The 22,096-nt window shown below is 70.3% G+C and carries 23 protein-coding genes and 1 pseudogene (1 of these 24 only partly in view); 9 read left to right on the forward strand and 15 right to left on the reverse strand.

What is annotated here, in order from left to right; genetic code table 11:
* The 8 genes and pseudogenes from E6G06_08405 to E6G06_08440 form a co-directional block, all read right to left on the reverse strand.
* Positions 1–436, reverse strand: a pseudogene (locus tag E6G06_08405) (FAD-dependent oxidoreductase); it reaches 620 nt to the left of the window's first position.
* A gap of 19 nt (positions 437–455) precedes the next feature.
* Complete coding sequence (locus E6G06_08410) at positions 456–959, reverse strand: VOC family protein (GenBank protein TML91815.1); 504 nt, start codon at positions 957–959, stop codon at positions 456–458.
* A gap of 19 nt (positions 960–978) precedes the next feature.
* The gene (locus tag E6G06_08415; GenBank protein TML91816.1) at positions 979–1,869 is read right to left on the reverse strand and encodes an ABC transporter; all 891 of its coding nucleotides are present in this window, start codon (positions 1,867–1,869) and stop codon (positions 979–981) included.
* A 4-nt stretch (positions 1,870–1,873) separates the two neighbouring features.
* Positions 1,874–2,869 (reverse strand): ATP-binding cassette domain-containing protein, encoded by a 996-nt coding sequence (locus tag E6G06_08420; GenBank protein ID TML91902.1) that lies wholly within the window; start codon positions 2,867–2,869, stop codon positions 1,874–1,876.
* A gap of 86 nt (positions 2,870–2,955) precedes the next feature.
* Positions 2,956–4,338 carry a glucose-6-phosphate dehydrogenase gene (gene zwf / locus E6G06_08425; protein ID TML91817.1) on the reverse strand — a complete coding sequence of 461 codons (1,383 nt, stop codon included), beginning with the start codon at positions 4,336–4,338 and terminating at the stop codon, positions 2,956–2,958.
* A 48-nt stretch (positions 4,339–4,386) separates the two neighbouring features.
* Positions 4,387–5,256: an MBL fold metallo-hydrolase gene (locus tag E6G06_08430; protein TML91818.1), complete on the reverse strand. Its 870-nt coding sequence runs from the start codon at positions 5,254–5,256 to the stop codon at positions 4,387–4,389.
* Complete coding sequence (locus E6G06_08435; GenBank protein ID TML91819.1) at positions 5,256–5,675, reverse strand: hypothetical protein; 420 nt, start codon at positions 5,673–5,675, stop codon at positions 5,256–5,258. Before E6G06_08435 ends, E6G06_08430 begins: the two co-directional genes overlap by 1 nt.
* Positions 5,676–5,714: 39 nt before the next feature.
* A complete protein-coding gene (locus E6G06_08440; GenBank protein ID TML91820.1) occupies positions 5,715–7,352 on the reverse strand; it encodes a hypothetical protein in 1,638 nt (545 codons plus the stop codon).
* Between E6G06_08440 and E6G06_08445 the strand changes: the two genes are divergently transcribed.
* Positions 7,327–7,734: a nitroreductase family deazaflavin-dependent oxidoreductase gene (locus tag E6G06_08445; GenBank protein TML91821.1), complete on the forward strand. Its 408-nt coding sequence runs from the start codon at positions 7,327–7,329 to the stop codon at positions 7,732–7,734. The two genes, E6G06_08440 and E6G06_08445, sit on opposite strands and share 26 nt — an antisense overlap.
* A gap of 43 nt (positions 7,735–7,777) precedes the next feature.
* Here the strand turns inward: E6G06_08445 and E6G06_08450 are convergent, their stop codons facing one another.
* From E6G06_08450 to E6G06_08460, 3 genes are read right to left on the reverse strand one after another with little or no spacing between them, the layout of a single operon-like run.
* Positions 7,778–8,533, reverse strand: a complete 756-nt coding sequence (locus tag E6G06_08450; protein TML91822.1) for a DUF72 domain-containing protein — start codon at positions 8,531–8,533, stop codon at positions 7,778–7,780.
* 7 nt (positions 8,534–8,540) lie between these two features.
* Positions 8,541–9,617: a Zn-dependent alcohol dehydrogenase gene (locus tag E6G06_08455; GenBank protein ID TML91823.1), complete on the reverse strand. Its 1,077-nt coding sequence runs from the start codon at positions 9,615–9,617 to the stop codon at positions 8,541–8,543.
* Between the two features lie 59 nt (positions 9,618–9,676).
* Entirely contained in the window at positions 9,677–10,657 is a 981-nt protein-coding gene (locus E6G06_08460; GenBank protein ID TML91824.1) for a GGDEF domain-containing protein, read from the reverse strand.
* Between the two features lie 140 nt (positions 10,658–10,797).
* Here E6G06_08460 and E6G06_08465 point away from each other — a divergent pair, with 140 nt between their 5' ends.
* Complete coding sequence (locus E6G06_08465) at positions 10,798–11,100, forward strand: hypothetical protein (GenBank protein TML91825.1); 303 nt, start codon at positions 10,798–10,800, stop codon at positions 11,098–11,100.
* 32 nt (positions 11,101–11,132) lie between these two features.
* On the opposite strand, the gene E6G06_08470 is transcribed toward E6G06_08465, so the two are convergent.
* A complete protein-coding gene (locus E6G06_08470; protein TML91826.1) occupies positions 11,133–11,594 on the reverse strand; it encodes a nitroreductase family deazaflavin-dependent oxidoreductase in 462 nt (153 codons plus the stop codon).
* A gap of 102 nt (positions 11,595–11,696) precedes the next feature.
* On the opposite strand from E6G06_08470, the gene E6G06_08475 reads away from it, so the two are divergent.
* On the forward strand, positions 11,697–12,416 hold the full coding sequence (locus E6G06_08475) for a hypothetical protein (GenBank protein TML91827.1): 720 nt from the start codon (positions 11,697–11,699) through the stop codon (positions 12,414–12,416).
* 75 nt (positions 12,417–12,491) lie between these two features.
* Here E6G06_08475 and E6G06_08480 read toward each other — a convergent pair whose 3' ends face one another.
* Both E6G06_08480 and E6G06_08485 read right to left on the reverse strand, forming a co-directional pair.
* Positions 12,492–13,562 carry a hypothetical protein gene (locus E6G06_08480; GenBank protein TML91828.1) on the reverse strand — a complete coding sequence of 357 codons (1,071 nt, stop codon included), beginning with the start codon at positions 13,560–13,562 and terminating at the stop codon, positions 12,492–12,494.
* 32 nt (positions 13,563–13,594) lie between these two features.
* Complete coding sequence (locus E6G06_08485) at positions 13,595–14,950, reverse strand: LLM class flavin-dependent oxidoreductase (GenBank protein ID TML91829.1); 1,356 nt, start codon at positions 14,948–14,950, stop codon at positions 13,595–13,597.
* 169 nt (positions 14,951–15,119) lie between these two features.
* Here E6G06_08485 and E6G06_08490 point away from each other — a divergent pair, with 169 nt between their 5' ends.
* From E6G06_08490 to E6G06_08505, 4 genes are all read left to right on the forward strand, one after another.
* Positions 15,120–15,533 (forward strand): MarR family transcriptional regulator, encoded by a 414-nt coding sequence (locus E6G06_08490; protein ID TML91903.1) that lies wholly within the window; start codon positions 15,120–15,122, stop codon positions 15,531–15,533.
* A gap of 50 nt (positions 15,534–15,583) precedes the next feature.
* The gene (locus E6G06_08495; protein ID TML91904.1) at positions 15,584–17,419 is read left to right on the forward strand and encodes an ABC transporter ATP-binding protein; all 1,836 of its coding nucleotides are present in this window, start codon (positions 15,584–15,586) and stop codon (positions 17,417–17,419) included.
* A complete protein-coding gene (locus E6G06_08500; GenBank protein ID TML91830.1) occupies positions 17,419–19,347 on the forward strand; it encodes an ABC transporter ATP-binding protein in 1,929 nt (642 codons plus the stop codon). The genes E6G06_08495 and E6G06_08500 overlap by 1 nt, the downstream gene beginning before the upstream one ends.
* A gap of 71 nt (positions 19,348–19,418) precedes the next feature.
* Positions 19,419–20,072, forward strand: coding sequence for a pyridoxamine 5'-phosphate oxidase family protein (locus E6G06_08505; GenBank protein TML91831.1), 654 nt, complete (start codon positions 19,419–19,421; stop codon positions 20,070–20,072).
* Positions 20,073–20,152: 80 nt separating this feature from the next.
* Here the strand turns inward: E6G06_08505 and E6G06_08510 are convergent, their stop codons facing one another.
* On the reverse strand, positions 20,153–20,947 hold the full coding sequence (locus E6G06_08510) for a hypothetical protein (protein TML91832.1): 795 nt from the start codon (positions 20,945–20,947) through the stop codon (positions 20,153–20,155).
* On the opposite strand from E6G06_08510, the gene E6G06_08515 reads away from it, so the two are divergent.
* Both E6G06_08515 and E6G06_08520 read left to right on the forward strand, forming a co-directional pair.
* Entirely contained in the window at positions 20,906–21,706 is an 801-nt protein-coding gene (locus E6G06_08515) for a M23 family metallopeptidase (GenBank protein TML91833.1), read from the forward strand. The genes E6G06_08510 and E6G06_08515 overlap by 42 nt on opposite strands.
* A 9-nt stretch (positions 21,707–21,715) precedes the next feature.
* Positions 21,716–22,033: a rhodanese-like domain-containing protein gene (locus tag E6G06_08520; protein ID TML91834.1), complete on the forward strand. Its 318-nt coding sequence runs from the start codon at positions 21,716–21,718 to the stop codon at positions 22,031–22,033.
* The last annotated feature ends 63 nt before the right edge of the window (positions 22,034–22,096 follow it).

Below are 22,096 nucleotides of genomic sequence, written 5' to 3' on the forward strand. Positions count from 1 at the left end.
TGGTGATCATGATCACGTCGGCGCGGACGACCCGGGGCTCGCTGCCCGCGGTGGCATGGACCACGACGGTCCGATCGCGATCGAGGGTCGCAGTCCCGTAGATCATGTCGACGCCATGGCGACGCAGATTGGCCGCGGCGCTCTCCGTCATCAGCCGGACGACATCGTCGGTGCGATGGCGCAGCTTCTCGACGGCAGCCTCGGGAGCGAGGTCGAGACCCACGTCATAGACGTCGCGCCGGCGGAAGCCCGTGAGATAGAGGGCGGCCTCGCGCATGGTCTTGCTCGATACCGCACCGCCGACCATCGTCCCGCCCGGCCGACGCTGCCGATCGACGACCGCGACGCGCCTTCCCCAGTACGCAGCCTGCGCGGCCGCCTTCTCACCCGCGGGGCCGGCGCCGAGCACGACGAGGTCGTAGTGGGCTGACTCCACGTCGCCGACCGGGTACGGCCTACAGGACGGGGCTTCCGTACATCTCGCCGAGGGGGTCGGCGATGAGCTCGAGACGGGCGCCGTCCGGGTCCCGGAAGTAGATGGAGGTCCCGCTCTCCTCTTGATAGGGGACGGCCGCGTCGTCCAGGCGCGCCTTCGCCTCGTGCCACCGCTCGGGCGTCATCGAGATCGCCACGTGGTGCAGGCCGCCGAGCACCTCGGCGTACGGGCCCAGGTCGAGCCCCGGGAAGTCGAAGAACGCGAGCAGGTTGCCGTGGCCGAGGTCGAAGAAGAAATGGCTCGAGCCGCGGTAGTCGCGGTTCTCGAAGATCTCGGTCAATGGGAAGCCGAGCACCTCCTGATAGAAGCGAACGGTCCGCTCGACGTCAGACGACAGCAGCGCGAGGTGGTGGACGCCGCCCGCCGACGGCGCCGGTCGCTCGTCCGGCGGCCGCAGGTACGCCTCGCGGATGCGCCGGCGCTCCGCCTCGATGCGCTCGAGATCGATGGACGTGTCGCTCATGGCGTGTCTGCTCCGATCCTTAGTCGGCCCGGTCGAATTCCAGCACCGCAATCCACAGGAAGATCATGCCGGTGACGGCCACGACGGCCAGTTGGACGAGCGTCGGCACGGTCCAGCCCCACCAGGTGAGGGGTGGGTTGAGGTGCGCCAGCGCGAGCGGGCTCGCGTGGACGTGCTCGAACACCGCTTGGCGGAGCGGGTGCACCGCGTAGGTGATCGGGTTGAGGTGCACGAGGATGTTGAGCCAGCGAGGCAGGCCGACGAGCGGATACAGGATCCCGGACAGGAACATCAGCGGCATCAGGATCATCTGCATCAGGCCCATCATCGCCTGCATCTGCTTGATCCGGGCGGCGACGACGAGCCCGAACGCGGTGATGGTGAAGCCGAGCAGCAACATCTCCACCGCGAGGGTCGCGAGCATCACGGGCGAGTACGGAACCTCGACCAATCCCGCGAGCGCGAGCACGATCAGGCCCTGGATGGCCGCGACCGTGGCGCCGCCGAGGCACTTGCCCAGGATGATGGCGCTACGCGGCACGGGCGCGACGAGCATCTCGCGCAGGAACCCGAACTCGCGGTCCCACACGATCGACACCGCGGAAAACATCGCGGTGAACAGCACCGACAGCGCCAGAACGCCGGGAAAGATGAAGGTGCGGAGACTGACGTCGCCGGTCGAGCCTCTCGTGAGCGACGACAGCCCGGTGCCGAGCACGAACACGTACAGGATCGGCTGGACGAGCGCGGTGAGGATCCGGATGCGGTCCTGAGAGAAGCGGATCATCTCGCGTTGCCACACGACCTTGACCGCCCGCACGTCCTGGGCCGCGCCTCCTTCGGGAAGACGGATCTCCACAACCGCGGCACGCGCGGGAGCGGCGACCGAATCGGAGGTGCGCGTCGTCATGACCTCACCTCCGGGCCGCGGCGGCGAACGGGCTCGCACGGAATCGATCCGAGCTCGAGATCTCGGCGTCGCGAATGGTACGGCCCGTGTAGGTGAGGAAGACGTCGTCCAACGACGGGCGCGACACGTGCACCGACTCGATGGGCACGCTCAGCTCGGCGAACAGACGAGGGACGAACTGTTCGCCCGCGGTCACCGCGAACGTCACCGCGCCTTCATGGACGGCGGCGTCGACGCCGAAGGAATCGCGCAACTGGCCGATGGCTTGCGCGTCGTCTGCGGTCCGGATCTGCACGCGGTCCTTTCCCACGCTGGCCTTCAGGGCCTCGGGTGAGTCGAGGACCACGATGGCGCCTTCGTCGATGATGGCGATCCGGTCGCAGTGCTCGGCTTCGTCCATGTAGTGCGTCGTGAGGAAGATCGTGATGTCCTCCTGTTGCCGGAGCTCGTGGATGTACGCCCAGATCGAGGCTCTCGTCTGAGGGTCGAGCCCGACCGTCGGCTCGTCGAGGAACAGGACGCGGGGCGAATGCAGGAGGCCGCGGGCGATCTCGAGGCGACGCTTCATGCCACCCGAGAAGGTGTTGACTCGACTGGCGCGCCGCTCCCAGAGCCCCACCATGTCGAGCACCTGGTGCATGCGATCGCCGATGAGACCGCGGGGCACGCCGTAGAGCTCGGCGTGGAAGCGGAGGTTCTGCTCCGCCGTCAGGTAGAGGTCGAGGGTGGTGTCCTGGAACACCAATCCGATGTTGCGCCGGACCTCGCCCCGCTCGGTCACCACGTCGTGGCCCGCCACCAGCGCGGTGCCGCCCGTCGGCTCGACGAGCGTGCACAACATCCCGATCGTCGTCGACTTGCCCGCGCCGTTCGGCCCGAGGAAGCCGAACGTCTCCCCCGGCGCAACCTCGAAGTCGACGCCGCGCACCGCGACGAGCTCTCCGTAGCGCTTCTGGAGCCCCCGCACCGACACCGCCGACCGTGCGTCGCGCTGCTGCAGATCCGTCACCTACCGACCTCTCGACCGCCGGCCACTCGACAGTGGCGACTCTCCATCATGGCATCGACACGCAGCTACCCGAGTCGTCACCCGACCACCGGGTCGTGCCAACCGCCGGCGCTCGCGATCAGCGCATCCGCCTCCTTGGGGCCCCACGAGTGAATCGGGTAGGCCACCGCGCCCGTGTGGTTCGTGAGCACCGAGTCGACGACGGCCCAGGCGGCCTCGACGCCGTCCTCGCGAGCGAACAAGAGGCTCTCGCCCGCCATCGCGTCGCCGAGCAGACGCTCGTAGGGAGCCATCTCGTCGGGGAACTGGTTGTGCAGGTAGAGCTCGAACTGCTTGCCGACGAAGTCCTCCCCCGGCAACTTGGCGCGGGCCCCGAACGCGATCGCCACCTCCGGGTTCAAGCGGAACCTCACGTAGTTCGTGGCACCCGGCGCGGGCTCCGAGTCGGCGAACACCTTCTGCGGCGGTGCCTTCAGCTCGACGCGCACCTCGGTGCACGTGACCGCGAGGTTCTTGCCGGCCCGCACGTAGAACGGCACGCCGCCCCAACGCCACGAGTCGATGAACATCCGCAGCGCGACGAACGTCTCGACGTCGGAGTCCGTCGCCACGCCATCCTCGTTGCGGTAGCCGTCGAACTGGCCGCGGACGACGTCGTCGGGCTCGAGCGGGCGCATCGCCCGAAACAGTCGCTCCTTCTCGTCGCGCAGTGCTTCAACACCCATCTCGACCGGGGGCTCCATGGCGAGCAGCGCGATCACCTGCAGCAGATGGTTCTGCACGACATCGCGGAGCGCGCCGACCTCCTCGTAGAGTCGCCCCCGGCCGCGAACCCCGAAGTCCTCCGCCATCGTGACCTGCACGCTCGCCACGTAGTTGCGGTTCCAGATCGGCTCGAGAAACGAGTTCGCGAAGCGGAAGTATAAGATGTTCTGCACCTCCTCCTTGCCGAGGAAATGGTCGATCCTGAAGATCGACGACTCGGGGAAGACCGATCGCAGCACCTCGTTCAGCGCGCGCGCAGAGGCCAGATCCCGGCCGAAGGGCTTCTCCACGATGACGCGTGCGTCCTTGGCGCAGTCCGCCCTCCCCAGTCCCTCGACGACGACGGGGAACAGGCTCGGGGGGATCGCGAGGTAGTGCGCCGGCCGCTTCGCACCGTCGAGCGCATCGCGTAGGGCGTCGAACGTCGCCGCGTCCTCGTACCTGCCGTCGATGTAGCGAAGCGCCCCGAGCAGTCGATCGAACGCCGCCTGGTCGTCGATGCCGCCATGCGCCTCGACGCTCTCACGGGCCCGAGCCTGGAATCGGGCCAGGTCCCATCGTGAGTACGCGACGCCGATCACGGGCACGCCGAGACGTCCGTGCTTCGCCATCGCGTAGAGGGCCGGGAAGATCTGCTTGTACGCGAGGTCGCCGGAGGCACCGAAGAACACCAACGCGTCGGAGGGATCAGCCACGCGCCGAGCCTGTCAGTCGGCCGCGGGGCGCGGCAAGAGGACGCTGACTCACGCGGTCAGACGTACACCGCTTGCGTCGAGCACGACCTTCAGCCCCTCGTGGGCGAGGCATACGCGTTCCTCGGTGCCGTCCCACTGCCGGCGGGCTTCGGCGAGGAGCACCTCGAGCTCGTCGTCGTTGTGGTACGGATCGTGGTGGAACAGCACCACCATTCCGACGTCGGCCTTGCGCGCGAATGCGAGGGCGTGCTCGATGCACGAGTGACCCCACCCGACGTGGTGCGGGTACTCGTCGTCGCCGTACTGTGCGTCATGGAACAAGATGTCGGCGTCACGCGCCACGTCGTACCCGCTCATCCAGGCCGTCGGCTGATCGCGGAGATGCACGCCCAACGACGGCTCGTGATCGGGCAGGTAGACGAGCACTCTCCCGCCTTCCTCGATCCGGTACCCGACGGTGGGGCCCTGATGCGTCACCTTGGCGGCGCGAACGGTGGCCGAGCCGATCGACACCGCCTCCTCGGGCGCGTCGTGAAAGGTGAGTCGGGCGGGGATGTCGCCCAGCCGCACGGGGAACAGCGGCGGCGAGAGATAGATCGCGATGCGTTCCTCGAGGCCCTGCACCGGCGACGCCGGGCCCCAGACGTGCACGTCGAGGTCGGGTCGGAACAGTGGGCGGAAGAAGCCCAGGCCCTGGAGATGATCGAGATGCAGGTGCGTCAGGAGGATGTGCAGCTCCTTGGGATGCTCGTCCTCCATCGCGACGCCCAGCGCGCGCATGCCGGTGCCGGCATCCAGGACGAGCGTGTGCCCACTCTCGAGCTGGACCTCGAGGCAGGAGGTGTTGCCGCCGTACCGAACCGTGTCCGCGCCCGGCGCCGCCACGGAACCTCGACAACCCCACACCCGAGCGCGCATCAACCGCCGCCCTCCGGCGCGCGCTCCCAGAACACCGCGACGACACCGTGCATCTCGTCGGCAGCACCGAACAAGGGGTACGCGGTGGTATCGACGAGCCGCCGCACACCGTCGTAGCCGGTCGCCATCAGCGTGCGATGAGCGGGACGCCGTTGGAAGAAGGCGATCCCCGCGGCGGTGTCGCGCCGACGCACGGGAGAGCCGTCCCGCTCGGTCAGCTCGAGCACCGCGCCGAACTCGAGCGCCGGGATCTCGCCGAGCTCGGCGAACGTGCGCCCGATCAGGAGCTCGGCGGCCTCGTTGAAGAAGACGAGCGTCCCCCCGGCATCGATCAGGAACATCGGCGTCGCCAGGTTCGACGCGAGCTCCCGGGCGAGGATCAGGGGGAGGCTCTTGGCCTCACCGGCAGGGCTCGTCACGGCCTCACGTTATCGAGGGGCCGGCCGTCGTCTCGGCAGCTACGGCAGGGACGTGTCGGGCGGGCCGGGAGCGCTCTTGTGGTCGGGGTCGTCACCGGGCGGCTGGTAGGGCGAGACGAGGCGGGCGTCGACGACAGCACCGACACGAGGATCGTAGCGCAGGCGCAACGCGCGGTTGCTGTTGTAGTAGGGCGTGACCCACAGCTCCCAGGCGCGCTGCCACCACGACACCTCGGTCGCCCACGTCTGCGTCACCGCGACAGGATTGGCGTCGAGCTCGTGGCGGGTGAGGTCGAGGAACGGTTGCAGGCGGTGATCGGCCGCGAACGCGGCACCGGCGGCGTCCGCGCTCGAGGCGCGCGCCGGGTCGTCCCGCACGGGCACCGCGACGCGCACTTCGACGGGCGGGCGAGGCATGCCCGGGTAGTCGGCGGGTTGGTTGTAGCCGACGAAGGTCGCGGCCAGCTCCTGCGGCGCCAACGGTCCGGGGGGCACGCGGTCGTCGGTCGTGCCGGACCACCGCGTCTCGCCGCCGGGCGCGATCGTCTCGACGACGAGGTTCAACGTGCACAATTGCAAACGGGAACCGGCGGCCTTCGGGTCGACGAGGGCGCTCGGCGCGAGCGCGTTGTGGGGTCCAAGCCAGCCCGCCAGTGGTGTCGTGCCGTCCCATTGCATCGGCGCGCGACGATCGACCACCGGTGCACCGGCGGTCGTGAGCACGGCGGAAGCGGGTACGGCACACCCACCGTGCACCCAGTGCACGGGCACCGCGCCGACGTTGCGTACCACCACCTCAGCCCTCACCCGCTGTCCGACGTCGACCTGGCCGGCAGGCAGGGTGACGGTCAGCTCGATGCCGTCCCGGACGGTCGATGCGCTGAGCAGACCACGGATCGCAGTTGTCGTCGGGCCTGCTGCCACGTTCTGGCGGTGGTCGGCGTGCCTCCAGCTCACGACCGCGGCGGCAACGACCAACGCGGCGACGACAGCCGCTGACACGCCGCTCCGAACGACGCGCCGCGTGCGTGCGCGACCGAGCCACGCGNNCCCGTTCAGCCGGTCGACGGGGTCCCCGCCACCGTCGGGCCATCGCACCGCTCGGCGCAGGGCGGCGCGCCCGTGGTGCAGGTGCGTCTCGACCGCGCTCGGCGCGATCCCGAGCGCGCTCGCCACCTCCGCGACCGGATAGTCGCCGATGTGGTGGAGGCAGACGCAACGGCGCTGCTGAACCGGCAGGGCCCGCACCGCGCCGAGCAGGTCGGGTTCGGGCGCGCCCGACTCGGCGAACCCACGCGGTTGCACCACCGCGAGCCCCTCGGCCCTTCGCCGGCGATGGCGCCCGCCGTTCTGCAGCCGGCTCATCGCGACGCGCCGGACCCAGCCGGCGGGGTCGTCCAGCGACGCCACCCTCGCCCACCGGCGACCGGCCTCGACGAACGCCTCCAGCACGGCGCCGGCGGCCTCGTCGTCGCCCTCGGCGACCGCGAGCGAGCGGGTGAGGCGCGCGAACTCGGCACGGAACAGCACCTCGATCGTGGGTCGCCCCTCGCTCACCGCCCCCATCTCACCATGACCCTCGTGCGCTGTCCGCATGTCGGGTCCGCGCCGACGTGGGCATTTTTCCGCCGGGCGTGCCGTTGCCACCTGCATGGCCGGATGGAACGACAAGATCATCGAGGAGTTCCGAGCCAACCGCGGCAAGGTCGGCGGTCCGTTCGCGGGGGCTCCGCTCCTGCTGCTCCACAGTGTCGGCGCCAGATCGGGTGCGAGCCGTGTGCACCCGGTGATGTACCAGAAGGTCGGAGACAGCTTCGCCGTGTTCGCCTCCAAGGGCGGCGCCCCGTCCAATCCCGACTGGTACCACAACCTGGTGGCGAACTCACGAGCGACCGTGGAGGTCGATTCGGAGACGTTCGCGGTGGTGGCTCGCGTCGCGGAGGGCGAGGAGCGCGAGCGCATCTGGACGAAGCAGAAGGCCGCATACCCCGGCTTTGCGGAGTACGAGCAGCGGACCACGCGGTCGATCCCGGTCATCATTCTCGAACGGGAGAAGTGAGCGCCGCCCACCGATTGGAGCGAACGCTACGGGCTCACCGCCGTCATGGTCGGCGCAGCCGCTCCGCCAACCACCGGGCGTCCTGCACCGCAAAGCCCTCGTGATCGTTGTTGAAGTACGCGTGGACATCGCACCCCTCGTCGAGCCAGGTGCCCAGGCGGTCGGCCACCCGCCAGAGACGGCGCCCGCCGTAGCTGCCCCAGTACTTGCGCTCGAGCGCGTGCGGCCCGTGGAAGCGGACGTAGGTCCAGTCGGCGGTGAGCTCCCACGGGTGCTGGGCCAGCAGATCGTGCACGCAGAGCGCGGCACCGTGCCTGCGCAGGACATCGAAGACGGAGTCATGCAGCCACGACGCCTCGCGCAGCTCCACCGCCCACCGCATCGTCCGCGGCGCGGCGGCGAGGAACTCGTCGAGGCGCTCGGGGTCGCGACGCCAGCGGGGCGGCAGCTGCACGAGGGTCGGGCCCAGAGCCGGGCCCAACCGCTGCGCGCGATCGAGGTGATTCGGAAGCCAAGAGGCCGCGTCCTTGAGCTTCATGCGATGCGAGCCGAACGCGCCCAGCTTCAGCGCGAAGAGAAAGCCGGGCGGCGCCTGCGCGGCCCATCTTTCGACGGTCGTCGCCGGCGGCAACCGGTAGAAGGTGTTGTTGACCTCCACCGTGTCGAAGAGTTCGGCGTAGTGCTCGAGCCAGCGCCGCTGCGGCAGGTCAGCCGGGTAGACCGGACCGCGCCAGTCTCGGTACGCCCAACCCGAGCAGCCCACCCGAGCCCGACCCCGCCCGCGCCGGCCGCCGGTCAACCGGGCCTCACACGATGACGCTGCGAATGACCTCGCCGGCCTCCATGGCCTTGAATGCGTCGTTGACCTCGTCGAGCGAGATGCGACGCGACACCATTGCACCGAGGTCGAGCCGGCCGGTCTCGGCGAGCGCGATGAAGCGGTGGAAGTCGCGCTTCACCTGGGCGGAACCGTAGACGCAGCCCAACAAGCGCTTCTCGCCGCCGAAGAGCTGCCATGCGGGAAACGTGACCGTGGCATCCATGCGCGGCATCCCCACGATCACCGCTGTGCCGCCCGGGCGCGCCATCGAGAACGCCTGGATGATCGTCTCCGGCAACCCGATCACCTCGAACGCATAGTCCGCGCCCCGACCGCTCGTGAGCGCCTGGACCTGGGCCACCGGGTCGCCCTGGGAGGGGTCGACGAGATCGGTCGCGCCCAACTGCTCGGCGGTCTTGCGCTTCAGCTCGATCGGGTCGACGGCGATGATGCGGGCCGCGCCCGCGATGCGGGCGCCTTGGATGACGGCGGTGCCGACACCCCCACACCCCACGACCGCGACCGTCGAGCCGGGCTCGACGCGGGCGGTGTTGAGCGCGGCTCCGACACCCGTTGTCACGCCGCAGCCGATCAGAGCCAACTGCTCGACCGGGAGGTCGGTGTCCACCTTCACGACCGACCGCTCGTCGATCGTCATCACGTCGGAGAAGGTGCCCAGGCCGGTCATGGCCGTGACGACGCTGCCGTCCGGTCGGGTGGCGCGGGGTACCGCCGAGAACGACCACATCTGCTCGCAGAGGTTGGCCCGGTCGTGGAGGCAGTAGAAGCACGTGCCACAGGCAGGGACGAAGGAGGCGACGATCCGGTCGCCGGGGCGGACCCGGCCGACCTCCGCGCCGACCTCGAGCACCACCCCGGCGCCCTCGTGGCCGAGGATCGACGGCGGGGGCAGGGGCACGTACCCGTTGACGATCGAGAGGTCGGAGTGGCAGACGCCGCTGGCCAGCACCTCCACGGTCACGTCCTTCGGACCGGGCGGCCGGGGAGTCACCTCCTCGATCGACAGCGGTTCGCCCTCCCCGACGAAGATCGCGGCGCGCATCTTCCCCTCCTTGCTGGTCGTCTGAGCCGAAGGTACTCGCGGGTGGCGCGCCGCGTGCTCTAGATGGCGATCCCGACGTCGTAGAGCTGGTGCAGCGACTGATAGTTGCAGATGGTGTTTCGTCCTCGGCGCTTCGCTTCGTAGAGCGCCAAGTCCGCACGGGTCAAGGTCACCGCCGTCGTGATCGCCTCCTCGTGGGTCGCGAGCCCGCCGCTCCAGGTCGTCCGGGGTCGACGCGCTCGCCAACCCTGGAGCAACCGACCGGCGATGACGTCGGCGCCTTCGCCCACAGCCCGGAAGACCGCCAGGAACTCCTCGCCGCCGTACCGGGCGACGAGGTCGGCGTCGCGCAGCGCGCCTTGCAGGTAGGCGCCGAGCTCGCGGAGCACGTCGTCGCCGGCAGCATGTCCGCTGTTGTCGTTGACGGCTTTGAAGTGGTCGAGGTCGATCATCAACACGGCGTCGCCCGGCTGTAGCGTCGAGAGGATCGCCGTGGCATGACGCCGGTTCCCGAGACCCGTCAGCTCGTCGCGCTGGGCGAGCGCGCCGAGCAGGACGGCCTGGCGGTCGGACTCGGCGTGCGCCGCGTCGAGCTCGGCAACTGTGCGGGCGATGATCTCGGCGACGAGGACGCAGATGGGCAGGGTCACGGTCGCCGAGGGAAGCGCGGCAGCATGATCGCCCGGCCCGAACAGCAGCGGGGCGAGGTATGTGACGATGGCGATCGGCGCCATGAACAACGACGTATGTGGCGGCTGGGTCATCCCCACCCAGACGAAGACCACAACGAAGCAGGCGCTGTAGGAGTAGCTGGGGGCCATCCCGAGGTACGTCGGCATGGCGATGAGGGCCAACGCCGACCCGACCAGCAGCAGGCCGGCCCGTTTCGGCCAGCGATCCCACGGGGCGACCCACGCGAGCACGGCCACGAGCACGTCGGCGAGCGCGATGAGGTCGGCGGCGAGGCCCGCATGGGGCGTCCCCGGCACCCGGTTCGCGGTGAAGGAGAACACCCCTCCGAGCGCGAAGAACACCGCCACCTGCCGCACGCCGCGGTGTCGATCTCGAACGGATGAGAGCACTGCAGCGGATCATCGGCTGCGAGGCACCCGGTCTGGACCCTTTGGTGCCGGCTCCATCTCGGCGCCGGCGGCTCCGGCCCACCGCCTAGCCTGGGGCCATGACGACCATGGCGGAGCGGTTGCGCCAGGCCCGGGTCAAGATCGACGACGCCCGCGACGTCGTGCACGGCGATACGGGGGCGTCGCCGGTGCTGGTCGCGGTGGTCGACGAGTTCGCCGGCAAGGCCGAGAAGGCCGCGGGCGCCGACGACGAACGGGCTGCGGTGATCGAGCTCGAGCAGGCAGGCGACAGCGCCAAGGCGGCGGTGGAAGCCGACACCGGCGTGGCGGAAGCCACCCGGCAGGTCGTGCTGGACGCCCACCTCGCCATCTGCATCGCCAAGGCCAAGCTCGACGGTTGAGCACCGGCCGGCCGGCCGGCCGGCGAAGCGGATCAGGGTCGTCCGGCTTCGATGTGGAAGACCGGGTGATCGGGAGCGATGCGGCGCAGGTCCTCCTCGGACGAGTCCGGGCCGACACCTCCGAAGAACACGCCCACCTCGGCCTTCCAGCGCTTCAGGTAGGCGCGTAACAGCTCGGGCTTGTCCTCGTCGGAGATCTCGGTGGCTCGGAACGGCTCTGTCTTCCTTCCGAGCCGGAGCTCGCCCTCCCCCGAGATTCGGAGATTTCGCACCCATTGCGTGTGGCCGCGCGGCGCGACGAGGTAGCGCTCCCCGTCGCGGGTCAAGACGTTCACCGGCGTCTCGCGCCACTCGCCCGACCGGCGGCCGCGAACCCGCAGGACCCGAGAGCCCCACACGCTGAGCCCGGCGCTCGTGAGCCAGCCGACGATCCGGTTGAAGACGTGCTTGGTGAACCAGCCGGGTCGTTTGTACGGAATTGCCTTGTCCTCCATCGCGGCTCCTCCCGAGCTCTCGTGCGAAGAGTCTGCCCGTCCGCGTCGCACCGAGGTCCCGCGAACCTGGCCGCCACCCGGAAGACCCGGCAAGCTGGGCGGGTGGACACTCCGACGAGCCCGAGCCGCATCGCGTTCATCTGTGCCATGCCGATGGAGCTGAAGCCGCTGGTGAAGAAGCTCTCCCTTCACAAGACGGAGATCGGCGGCGTCACCGTCCACCCGGGCACGCTCGGGGGACGCGAGGTCGTCGCCATCGTGACCGGCATGGGAACCGAGCTGGCGGCGGAGGGAACCCGGCGCATGCTCGACGCGCTGTCGGTCGACCGCGTGGTCGTGGTGGGCATCACGGGCGCGGTGGAGAACGAGACGCCGATCGGCACGCTCATCCTCCCGGAGGTCGTCGTCAACAGCGCGACGGGCACGGAGCATCGCCCGGCTGCGTTGGGCGACGGCAAGTCGCACGGAAAGATGTGGACGACCGACGTGCTCCTCACCGACGCCGAGCACATCGCAGGGCTGCGGGCCCAGGGCGTCGTCTCGCTCGACATGGAGACCGCCGCGATCGCCGAGCTCTGCGAGACGCGTGGCATCCCGTGGTCGGTGTTCCGCGTGATCAGCGATCGGGCGACCGACGGGAGCATCGACGAGGAGGTCTTCCACCTCAGCAACCAGGACGGGACACCGAACCCGCGAGCGGTCGCGCGCTACTTCGCGAAGCACCCGGGACGCATCCCCCGCATGGCCCGGCTGGCCAAGGGCGCCAGGCTCGCCACCGAGACCGCCGCCGACGCCGCGATACGCGCCTGCTCGCAGGCGTAGGCCGCCGCACCCCGAGCCCGGCGCGGCGGCGACGCCCCGACGGCACTCACAAGGTCGCGAGAGCAGAGCCGACGATCACGCCGAACCCGGAACCCACAGACCGGTGTAGATCAGGGCGAACATCACGTTCGGTGCCAGGAACATCCAGCTGATCACAACGATGCCTCGGACGAGTTGGGCGGGCCCGCGTGCGTGACCGATGAGCAGGTGGTAGGCCACGACGAGAACGGGCGCCGCCACGGCCAGCACGAGCAGCATCCGCCGGGAGATCACAACATCGAGTGCGGAGAGCATGACTGCGTTTGCGCATGCGCCGGTCCAGGCGACGAGACCGATCTGATATGCCCGGTGATAACCCAGCCGCGTGGCGAGCGTGTCGTATCCCGCGGCGAGGTCGGCCTGGTGATCAACGAGGGTGGTCGGCACGTAGAGCGCGATCGCAACGGCAACCCCCTGGGCCAGCATCACCCAGGGGAAGGACGCGAGCGGACGAGCGACGCTCCAGCCCGCGAGCAACGGAAGCGCGCCGACGCCGAGGCCGTTGACGAGCACGTCGGCCCCCGCCCGGGACTTGAGCCGGACCGGTGGCACGCTGTACGCCCAGGCCAGGACCAGGAAGGCGGCCGTGACCAGGACGAAGCCGGCGCTCACCGCGGCCGCCCCCGTCAGCGCCACCGCCCCGAACCCGTACGCCGCCCGTCGAACGAACGCGGGCGAGAGCGCACCGTCGACGAGCGGGCTGTTCTGCTTGCGAGGGTTGTTGCGATCCCCGTCAAGGTCGTGGACATCGTTGATCGACAGCGCGGCCGTCCACGCCACGGGGCCCAGCACGAGGGCCGCCACGAGCAGCGGCCGGGCATCGCCCAGGGTGTGACGGAACGTGTCCCAGAAGTGGGCGGAGCGGGCTCCGGACTGAGACGCGTCCGCCCAGAAGCGCGTCCAACGATCGAAGCCGGGAAAGATCGTCCGCGTGGCAAGGAGGTGGCCGACCCACAGGGGCACGAGGGAGACCATCCAGATCGGAGGCCGAGCCAGCCGCCACAGCGCCACGACGACGTCTCCGGCCGTCGAGCCGGCCCGTTCCGGACCGCCGGCCATAGCCGCATTGGGGAGCGAGTCGCTGCCCGGCCGGTGCCGGGTTCCCATCGACGGAACGCTACCGCCGCCTCGTCGCGCCTCTACGCCTCGCGGGCCGCGAGCCCCTCGATGGGCGAGCGATCACCCACCGATGTGCCCGCCGCGATGCTGTCGAGCAGCTCGTCGCCGCCGGCCGCCTTGATGAGCTGCTTCGGCAGCGCCTCCATCACGTAGTCGTCGGGCATCGCCACGTCGGGCTCGACCCGGCGCGCCATTGCCGCCTCGACCACGGGCTCGAGCCGGGCCGCCTTCGCGGCGTGCTGCTTCTCGTCGCGCGCCTTGAACTCCGGCAGCACCTCGGAACCGAAGAGCTCGAGCGACTCCATGATGTGCTCGTGGCGCGTCCGGCCCGCCTGCAGCACGAAGATGATCTGGTCGACGCCGACCTCTTCGTAGCGGCGCAGGAACTCGCGCAGCTGCGCGGGCGTGCCGATCGCGCCGCGGAGCCCCTCGGTCTCGCCCGCGGCGACCTTGGCGCCCAGCGTCTCCTGTTGGAGCGCCACCGCGACCTCGGGGTCGTAGCCGCGCTCGGCCCGTTTGGCCTGAAACTCCTCCCACACGTTGGTGCGGCCGGGACGATGGTCGCCGAACACGTAGTAGTGGGCGAGCGAGTAGCCGAAGAAGTTGCCGCCCTCGAGGCCACGCGCGATCGCTTCGCGCTCGTCGCGATGGCACATCATCGTGGTGACGCACGCCACTTGGGGGTTGACGGCGCGGCCGATCGGCACGCAGCTCTCGGCGAGCGCGCGCTCGTAGTCGCCGACCCAGTGAATGGCTTCCTCGGGGTCGATGAACGCGAACGTGAGCGCGCCGATCCCGTGCCGGGCCGCGAGCAGGATCGTCTCGCGGCGAGAGCACGCCACCCAGAGGGGCGGGTGGGGCTTCTGCACGGGCTTTGGAACGACGTTGCGCGGCGGCACCTGCACGTACGCGCCGTCGACACCGGTGAACGGCGATTCGGTCATGCACCGGATGGTGACCTCGAGGCCCTCGCTCCAGGCATCGCGCTTCTGCGCGGGATCGATGCCGAAGCCACCGAGCTCGGCCGTCGACGACGACTCACCCGACCCGAACTCCACGCGCCCACCCGACACGAGGTCGAGCATGGCGAGCCGTTCGGCGGTGCGCACCGGGTGGTTGTACTGAGGCGCGGTCTGGATGATGCCGTGGCCGAGGCGGATGTCGCGCGTTCGCTGCGATGCCGCCGCGAGGAACACCTCGGGCGCGCTGGAATGGGAGTACTCCTCGAGGAAGTGATGCTCGACCTCCCACACGCAGTCGATGCCGAGCCGATCCGCGAGCTCGACCTGATCGAGCGCGTCCTGCACCAGTCGCAGCTCGGCACCGTCGTCCCACGGACGCGGCAGCTGGAGCTCGTAGAAGATCCCGAACCTCATGGCCGCATCGTAGGGTCCGGACCGCCCCACCCGGCCCTGGCGCGTCGAACAACTACCGCAACGCCCACTACTTCGACATACTCATAGTGTGAGAGTCGAAGCATCCTCCAACCACGCATCCAGAAACGAGGCGCCCGCGACGGCCGATGCGGCCGGAGGCGTCGGCCTCCTGCCCGGTCGCACCGTCGCCTGGTTGGCCAAGTCGCTCGACCGGGCCCTGGCCGGCGAGGGTCTGTCGCTCCCCCAGTACCGCCTGCTGGCCTTCCTGTCCGAGGGCTCGTCGGCGGCCACCGCGCTGGCGGGGCAGCTCGCCGTGAGCCCGCCCAGCCTCACCGCCCTCGCCGACGGGCTGGTGGCGCGGGGCCTCGTCGAGCGGCGCACCGATCCAGCCGACCGTCGCCGGGTGGCCCACGTCGTGACCCGCAAGGGCCTGCACGCGTTGGCGGCCGCGGACCGGGCCGTCGAGCGGCAGCTCACCACCCTCGCCCAGCGTCTGCCCCCGGCCCGGCGCCGGCGTGCGATCGACGGGCTGGGCCTGTGGTCGCAGGCCCTGACCGTGGCGCGGCCCCCCCGGCCGCGATGACCTCGACCGTCGAGCGCGACCTCATCGCGCTGAGCGGGCCGTGGGAGCCGATGGCGGTCGACGCGCGTCACGGGCCCCCTCTGGCGCTCATCGACCCCGATCCGAAGCGGGGGTGGATCCGGCGCGTCCTGCCGTTGTTCGCGGCGCGCCGGGTCGCGGTGATCGGCTCGCTGGTCTGCGCGTTCGCGGCGATGCTCGGCCAGGTCGCGGTTCCCCGGGTCACCATGGCCGCGATCGACGCCACCCTGGCGCACCGATCGGGCGGGCTGATGCCCTACGTGTGGATCCTGCTGGCGCTCGCGGCCGGACGCGGCCTCCTCACCTTCGTCTATCGCTACTACCTGTACCGCGTCGCGTACGACGTCGAGTACGACCTGCGGGTCGCGATGTACGAGCACCTCACGCGTATGTCGTTCTCGTTCTTCGATCGCGTGCAGTCCGGCCAGCTCATCTCCCGCGCCAACTCCGACATCCGGTCCATGCAGCTCTTCCTGACGTTCGCGCCGCTCCTTGTCCTCAACATCGTCAGCTTCTTCGTCGCCTTCGGCCTCATGTTGTCGGTCGACGTGCCCCTCGCGCTCGTGGCGCTGGCGCCACTGCCCTTCGTCTACATCGTGGGGGTGCGGATGCGCGATCTCACGTTCCCGATCTCGTGGCTCATCCAGGCCCGCTCGGCCGACACCGCCACGATCGTCGAGGAGAACCTCACCGGTGTGCGGGTGGTGAAGTCGTTCGCGGCCGAGAAGTCGCAGATCGGCGTGCTCGCGGCGGCGGCACGGCGGTTGCAGTGGGCCTCCGTGCGACAGATCGACGTCCGGGCCCGCTATGCCCCGATCATGGAGGGTCTTCCTCGGCTCGGCATGGCGGCGGTGCTGCTCTACGGTGGCGTTCTCGCCATCGACGGGCGCGTCACGATCGGCACGATCGTCGCGTTCAGCGCCTATGTGGTGATGTTGCAGGCCCCGTTCCGCATGCTCGGGTTCTTCATGATGATGGGCCAGCGCGCGGCCGCCTCGGCCGGTCGCATCTACGAGATCCTCGACACGCCTCCGGAGATCCTCGATCGCCCGGGCGCGATCGATCTCGTGAGCCCGGAGGGACGCGTCGACTACCGCGACGTCACGTTCGGCTATGCAGGCGCGCCGCCCGTGCTGGACCACTTCGACCTGCATATCGAAGCGGGCGAGACCGTGGCCCTCGTGGGACGCACGGGCCGTGGCAAGTCGACGGTGGCCCGGCTCCTGACGCGCTTCTACGACGTCGACAGTGGGCACGTCGAGATCGACGGGCACGACGTCCGCGACCTCACCCTCGTCAGCGTGCGCGGTCAGGTGAGCATGGTGCTCGACGAGCCGTTCCTCTTCTCGGCGTCCGTGCGCGACAACATCGCCTACGGAAGGCCCGACGCGCCGTTCGACGACGTGGTGGCCGCGGCACGCACCGCCAACGCGGTCGAGTTCATCGACGAGCTTCCCGACGGCTACGACACGCAGATCGGCGAACGCGGCTACACGCTGTCGGGTGGGCAACGCCAGCGCATCGCGATCGCCCGCACCCTCCTCGTCAACCCCCGCGTCCTCATCCTCGACGACGCAACCAGCGCGGTCGACGTGCACGTGGAAGAGGAGATCCACGGCGCGCTCCGCGGCCTCTTGGATGGTCGCACCACGCTGATCATCGCCCACCGGCTCTCCACCATCCGGCTGGCCGAGCGGGTGGTGCTGCTCGAACGGGGCCACATCGTCGCGGACGGCACCCACGCCGGACTCATGGCCACCGAGCCCCGCTACGCCGAGGTGCTGGCCCACATCGAGGAGGAAGAGGCGGCCGCGGCGCGAGCGTCGACATCGGCGCCCGGCGGCGGCGTCGTGCGGGGACCGGTCTGATGGCGTGGGGCGGGGCCGGCCCCGGCGCCGGCGGCCACGGCTTCTCCGGGGGACCTCCGGGCCGGCCGCAGGGGGGCCTCCCGTTCGCGGGCATCCCCCCGGAGCTGCAGACGCGCGTCGACAAGGTGCTGGCGGGTGAGCCCGAGCACCCGGTCGAGCGGGTCACGTTCAGCCAGGTCGACTACGACCGACGGCCGCTCACGCTCCGTCGCTTCATCGGGCCCTACTGGGCCGCGATGCTCGCCGCGTTCGTGCTCGTCGGGCTGGAGACGGCCGCGACGCAGGCGGGCCCGCTGCTCACCCAGATCGGCATCGACAAGGGAATCCGCCGGAGCGACACCGCAGTTCTCGCGACCGTCGCCATCCTCTACCTCGCGTCGGTGCTGGTCGGCGGGGTCGCGTCGTACGCGCGCACCGCGTGGACCGGGCGGGTGGGCGAACGTCTGCTCTTCTCGCTCCGCGTCCGCATCTTCTCCCACCTCCAGCGGCTGTCGCTCGAGTTCTTCACGCGAGAGAAGGCGGGCCGCTTGATGACCCGCATGACGAGCGACGTCGACTCGCTGACACAGCTGTTCCAGGACGGCATGGTGCAGATGGTGGTGCAGGCCCTCACCATCGTTTTCGTCACCATCGTGCTGTTCTCGCTGAACGTCGCGCTGGCCACCGTCACGGTGCTCGCGGTCGTGCCCGCCATGGCCGTGCTCACGTTCTGGTTCCGGCGAGCGTCCGACCGGGGCTTCGACGAGGTGCGCGACCGCATCGCGGAGGTGCTGGCCCACCTGCAGGAGAGCCTGTCGGGCGTGCGCATCGTCACCGCGTACAACCGGGCCCGTCACAACATCGGCGACCACCGCAACGTCGTCGGCGACTACCGCGCCGCGAACAACTACACGGCCCGCGTCGGCGCCTTCTACGGACCCGGCACCGAGGTCATCGGTGTCGGAGGCCAGGCGCTCATCCTGCTGGTCGGCGGCAACATGGTGCTCCGCGGCAGCCTGACGATCGGCGAGCTCGCCGCCTTCGTCCTCTACCTCAACGCATTCTTCGCGCCCATTCAGCAGATGGTGCAGCTGTACAACACCTACCAGCAGGGCCAGGCCGCCCTCCGCAAGCTGCGCGAGCTGTTGGCCACCGAGCCCACCGTGGGCGAGCGGGTGGACGCGGAGGAGCTGCCGCCACTCCGGGGTGAGATCACGCTCGAGCACGTGACGTTCGGCTACGAGCCCGACCGCCCGGTGCTGTTCGACATCGACCTCACCATCGGCGCGGGCGAGACGTTTGCCTTCGTGGGCGCCACGGGTGCGGGCAAGTCGACCCTCGCCAAGCTCGTCACGCGCTTCTACGATCCCGGCGTCGGCCGCGTGCTCCTCGACGGGACCGACATCCGCGGCGTCACCCTCGAGTCGCTGCGGCGACAGCTCGGGGTCGTCCCTCAGGAGCCCTTCCTGTTCGCAGGGTCGATCCGAGACAACATCGCCTTCGCCCGCCCCGACGCGAGCGACCAAGAGGTGCTGGAGGCCTGCGTCGCGGTCGGCATCGACGACCTGATCGAGCGCCTGCCCGACGGCATGCACACGCCGTGCCACGAGCGCGGCGTCGCGCTCTCTTCGGGCGAACGACAGCTTCTCGCCCTCGCGCGCGCCTTCCTGGCGCGTCCGCGGGTGCTCGTGCTCGACGAGGCCACCTCGAACCTCGACCTCCTCTCCGAGGCGAAGATCGAGCACGCGCTCGACGTGCTGCTCGAAGGGCGCACGGCCATCATCATCGCCCATCGGTTGGCCACCGCGATGCGCGCCGACCGACTGGCCGTCGTCCACGACGGTCGCATCGTCGAGCTGGGCACACACCACGACCTGGTCGCTGCCGGCGGCCGCTACGCGGGCATGTACGCGACGTGGGAGCGTCACGCCGCGGGCTCGCGCGCGTAGGTCTCGGCGCGCGCCGGTCAGGCGGTCGACGTACATTCTCAGCCACTGACCGGGCGAACCCGAGGTTCCCGATGACGCTCCCACCCAGCTCCCGAACCGAGGTCAAGCGCCTGCCCGAGCGGGCGCGCTACGACACCGAGATCGTGCACGGCATCCTCGACGATGCGCTCGTATGCCACGTGGGCTTCGTGATCGATGGGCAGCCGGTCGTGATCCCCACCATCCACGCACGCAGCGGTGACCGCTTGTACCTCCACGGCTCGCCGGCCAACCGGATGCTGCGCACCCTCAAGCAGCCGGTCGACGTGTGCGTCACGGTGACGCTGGTCGACGGCCTGGTGCTGGCACGCTCGGCGTTCCACCACTCGATGAACTACCGCTCGGTCGTCGTGTTCGGATCGGCACGCGAGGTCACCGACCCGGCCGAGAAGATGACGGCCTTTCGCGCGCTCGTCGATCACATCGCGCCGCGACGCTGGGACACGGTGCGCGCGCCGAACGAGAAGGAGATTCGTTCCACGCTCGTGCTCGCGCTCGCGCTCGCCGAGGCGTCCGCCAAGATCCGCACCGGGCCTCCGCTCGACGACGAAGCCGACTACGCCCTGCCGGTCTGGGCGGGCGAGCTGCCGTTGCGCACCGTGCCGGGCGTGCCGGTCGACGACCCCCGGCTGGCGCCGGGCGCCGCCGTTCCCGACCACGTGACCGACTGGCGCCGGTCCCGCTGAGTCAACCAACAGCCTCCTTGTCGCGCTCAACCACCCTGACGGTGGTTGAGTACGACAAGAAGCGGGGTGGGGGCTCGTGATCAGGCGAAGCGGGCGTTGGACAGCGCCGCCATGGTCGTGACCGCCACGCTGAGCAGACCCGCTCCCCGCGCCCAACCCGCGGGTATGCGCGCCAGCGCCACGACGATCACGAGCGCGGCGATCCCCTTCATGCCGAGGAGCCCCATGGCACCGTGCCACCGCAGCACCCATCGGTTCAAAGGGTTCTGCTCGGCGTTGCCCGCGGCGAGCGCGTGGACGGTCGTGACGACGTCGGCGAGCTGCGCCATGACGAGCAACGCGACGACGTGTCGCAGGCCCAGCCGACGCCGCTCGTACCCGTCCCGCGATGAGGCACCGGGCTCCTGAGGGGGACCCTGCCCTGTGGTGAGTGCGATGCCTATTGGTCGGGCGTCGGAGCGCGCCCCTTGAGCGACCCGGCGGATCCTCACGCTCCGAGGTGGTGCTGACGCCGGTCGGGAGACGCGATGGCCGTTTGGCGCGAGCGGCTCCGCAGGGCCGATACCCTCGTCGGTGACCCCATGCGCTCCTTTCGCCTCTCTCTTGTCGCGCCCCTGCTCGTGGCATCGACGCTCCTGCTCACGGGCACGACGGCGACTGCCGAGCCCACCACGACCACGAGCACCGTCACGACCGAGACCACGTCGACCACGAGCACGACGGCGCCGATCACGACCACCGCGGTGCCGGCGACCACCCCCACCCCGTCGTCCACCCCGCCGGCGCCACCGCGGGCGGCCGGGGGCGGCGACGAGCCCGTCGACGGACCGATCGTGCTCCCTCCCGATCTCCAGGCGAAGATGAACGCGGTGCACCGCACCCGTCCGAACGACGACACCAAGCTCCTCGAAGTCGTGACGGCCTACGCGACCTCGGCCCACATCCCGCTCGAGCAGGCCATGGTGCTCGGGCTGGGCCACTTCCCCGTCGCGGGGCCGGCCCACTGGACGCACGACTGGCTGCTCCCCCGGCGCGGGCCCCCCATCCATCTGCACCAGGGCACCGACGTCTGGGCCGCGATGGGCACGCCGATCCGGGCACCGTTCGCGGGGCGGTTGCGCTACGAGGACGGGGGACTCGGCGGGCTAGCCGCCTACGTCACCGTCGCCGACGGCACGTACTACTACCTCGCACATATGGCAGGCACCGCGCCGGGCCTGGCGTCGGGCGCGCACGTCACGCAGGGACAGATCGTGGGCTTCGTCGGCGACTCGGGCAACGCGCGCGGTGGCCCCGCCCACCTCCACTTCGAGGTCCACCCCCATGGTGGCGCTGCGGTCGACCCGAAGCCGATCCTCGATCGCTGGGTCGACGAGGCCATCGTTTACGCCTTCGCGCTCGCGACCAATCCGACCGCGACGACCGCGCCGGAACCCGTCGTCGCGGCCCCCGAACCCGTCAGCCCACCGAGGACCGCGACCGCTCCGCGGCGCACCGCGCGTGCCGCGAGCATCGGCTCGCGGGGAAACGCGGCCGGTCAGATCTTCGTGATCGGCTCGCTTCTGGCCCTGTGTGGCGGGAGGGTGATACGGCGCACGCGCGCGAAACTCGCGCGGGCTCCGGACGACGAGTAGGGGGACGACGTGGACCCGAGACAGGTCGCCGAGCGACTGGACGAGGTGCAGCTGATCGACGTTCGCGAGCCCGACGAGTGGGAGGCGGGTCGCATCGAGGGCGCGCGCCACATCCCGCTCGGCGAGCTCGGCGAGCGCCTCGACGAGATCGACAAGGGCCGGCCGGTGGTCGCCGTCTGCCGGAGCGGAGCGCGCAGCAAGAGGGTGGTCGACGCGCTGCGCTCGCGGGGCTACGACGCCGAGAACCTGGTGGGCGGGATGCAGGCGTGGGACGAGGCGGGCCTGCCCTTCGGCGCGCCGGACGGTGGCCCGGGGCGTGTCGCCTAGTTGCCCGTCGACTGCGTGCCGCTTTGCGTGCGGTGCCCCTTCGCGCCGGGGCCTCGCCCCATC

It is taken from the genome of Actinomycetota bacterium (assembly GCA_005888325.1).
Classification (GTDB): Bacteria; Actinomycetota; Acidimicrobiia; order Acidimicrobiales; family AC-14; genus AC-14.

Excerpts from the sequence above, each read along its gene's own strand:
- E6G06_08470 (TML91826.1), bottom strand. The coding sequence starts at position 11,594 with ATGGAGGACAAGGCAATTCCGTACAAACGACCCGGCTGGTTCACCAAG.
- E6G06_08455 (TML91823.1), bottom strand. The coding sequence starts at position 9,617 with ATGCGCGCCGCGATCTTCGTCGGGGAGGGCGAACCGCTGTCGATCGAG.
- E6G06_08445 (TML91821.1), top strand. The coding sequence starts at position 7,327 with ATGGCCGGATGGAACGACAAGATCATCGAGGAGTTCCGAGCCAACCGC.
- E6G06_08415 (TML91816.1), bottom strand. The coding sequence starts at position 1,869 with ATGACGACGCGCACCTCCGATTCGGTCGCCGCTCCCGCGCGTGCCGCG.
- E6G06_08465 (TML91825.1), top strand. The coding sequence starts at position 10,798 with ATGACGACCATGGCGGAGCGGTTGCGCCAGGCCCGGGTCAAGATCGAC.
- E6G06_08505 (TML91831.1), top strand. The coding sequence starts at position 19,419 with ATGACGCTCCCACCCAGCTCCCGAACCGAGGTCAAGCGCCTGCCCGAG.
- E6G06_08495 (TML91904.1), top strand. The coding sequence starts at position 15,584 with ATGGCGGTCGACGCGCGTCACGGGCCCCCTCTGGCGCTCATCGACCCC.
- E6G06_08485 (TML91829.1), bottom strand. The coding sequence starts at position 14,950 with ATGAGGTTCGGGATCTTCTACGAGCTCCAGCTGCCGCGTCCGTGGGAC.
- E6G06_08500 (TML91830.1), top strand. The coding sequence starts at position 17,419 with ATGGCGTGGGGCGGGGCCGGCCCCGGCGCCGGCGGCCACGGCTTCTCC.
- E6G06_08480 (TML91828.1), bottom strand. The coding sequence starts at position 13,562 with ATGGGAACCCGGCACCGGCCGGGCAGCGACTCGCTCCCCAATGCGGCT.
- E6G06_08430 (TML91818.1), bottom strand. The coding sequence starts at position 5,256 with ATGCGCGCTCGGGTGTGGGGTTGTCGAGGTTCCGTGGCGGCGCCGGGC.
- E6G06_08410 (TML91815.1), bottom strand. The coding sequence starts at position 959 with ATGAGCGACACGTCCATCGATCTCGAGCGCATCGAGGCGGAGCGCCGG.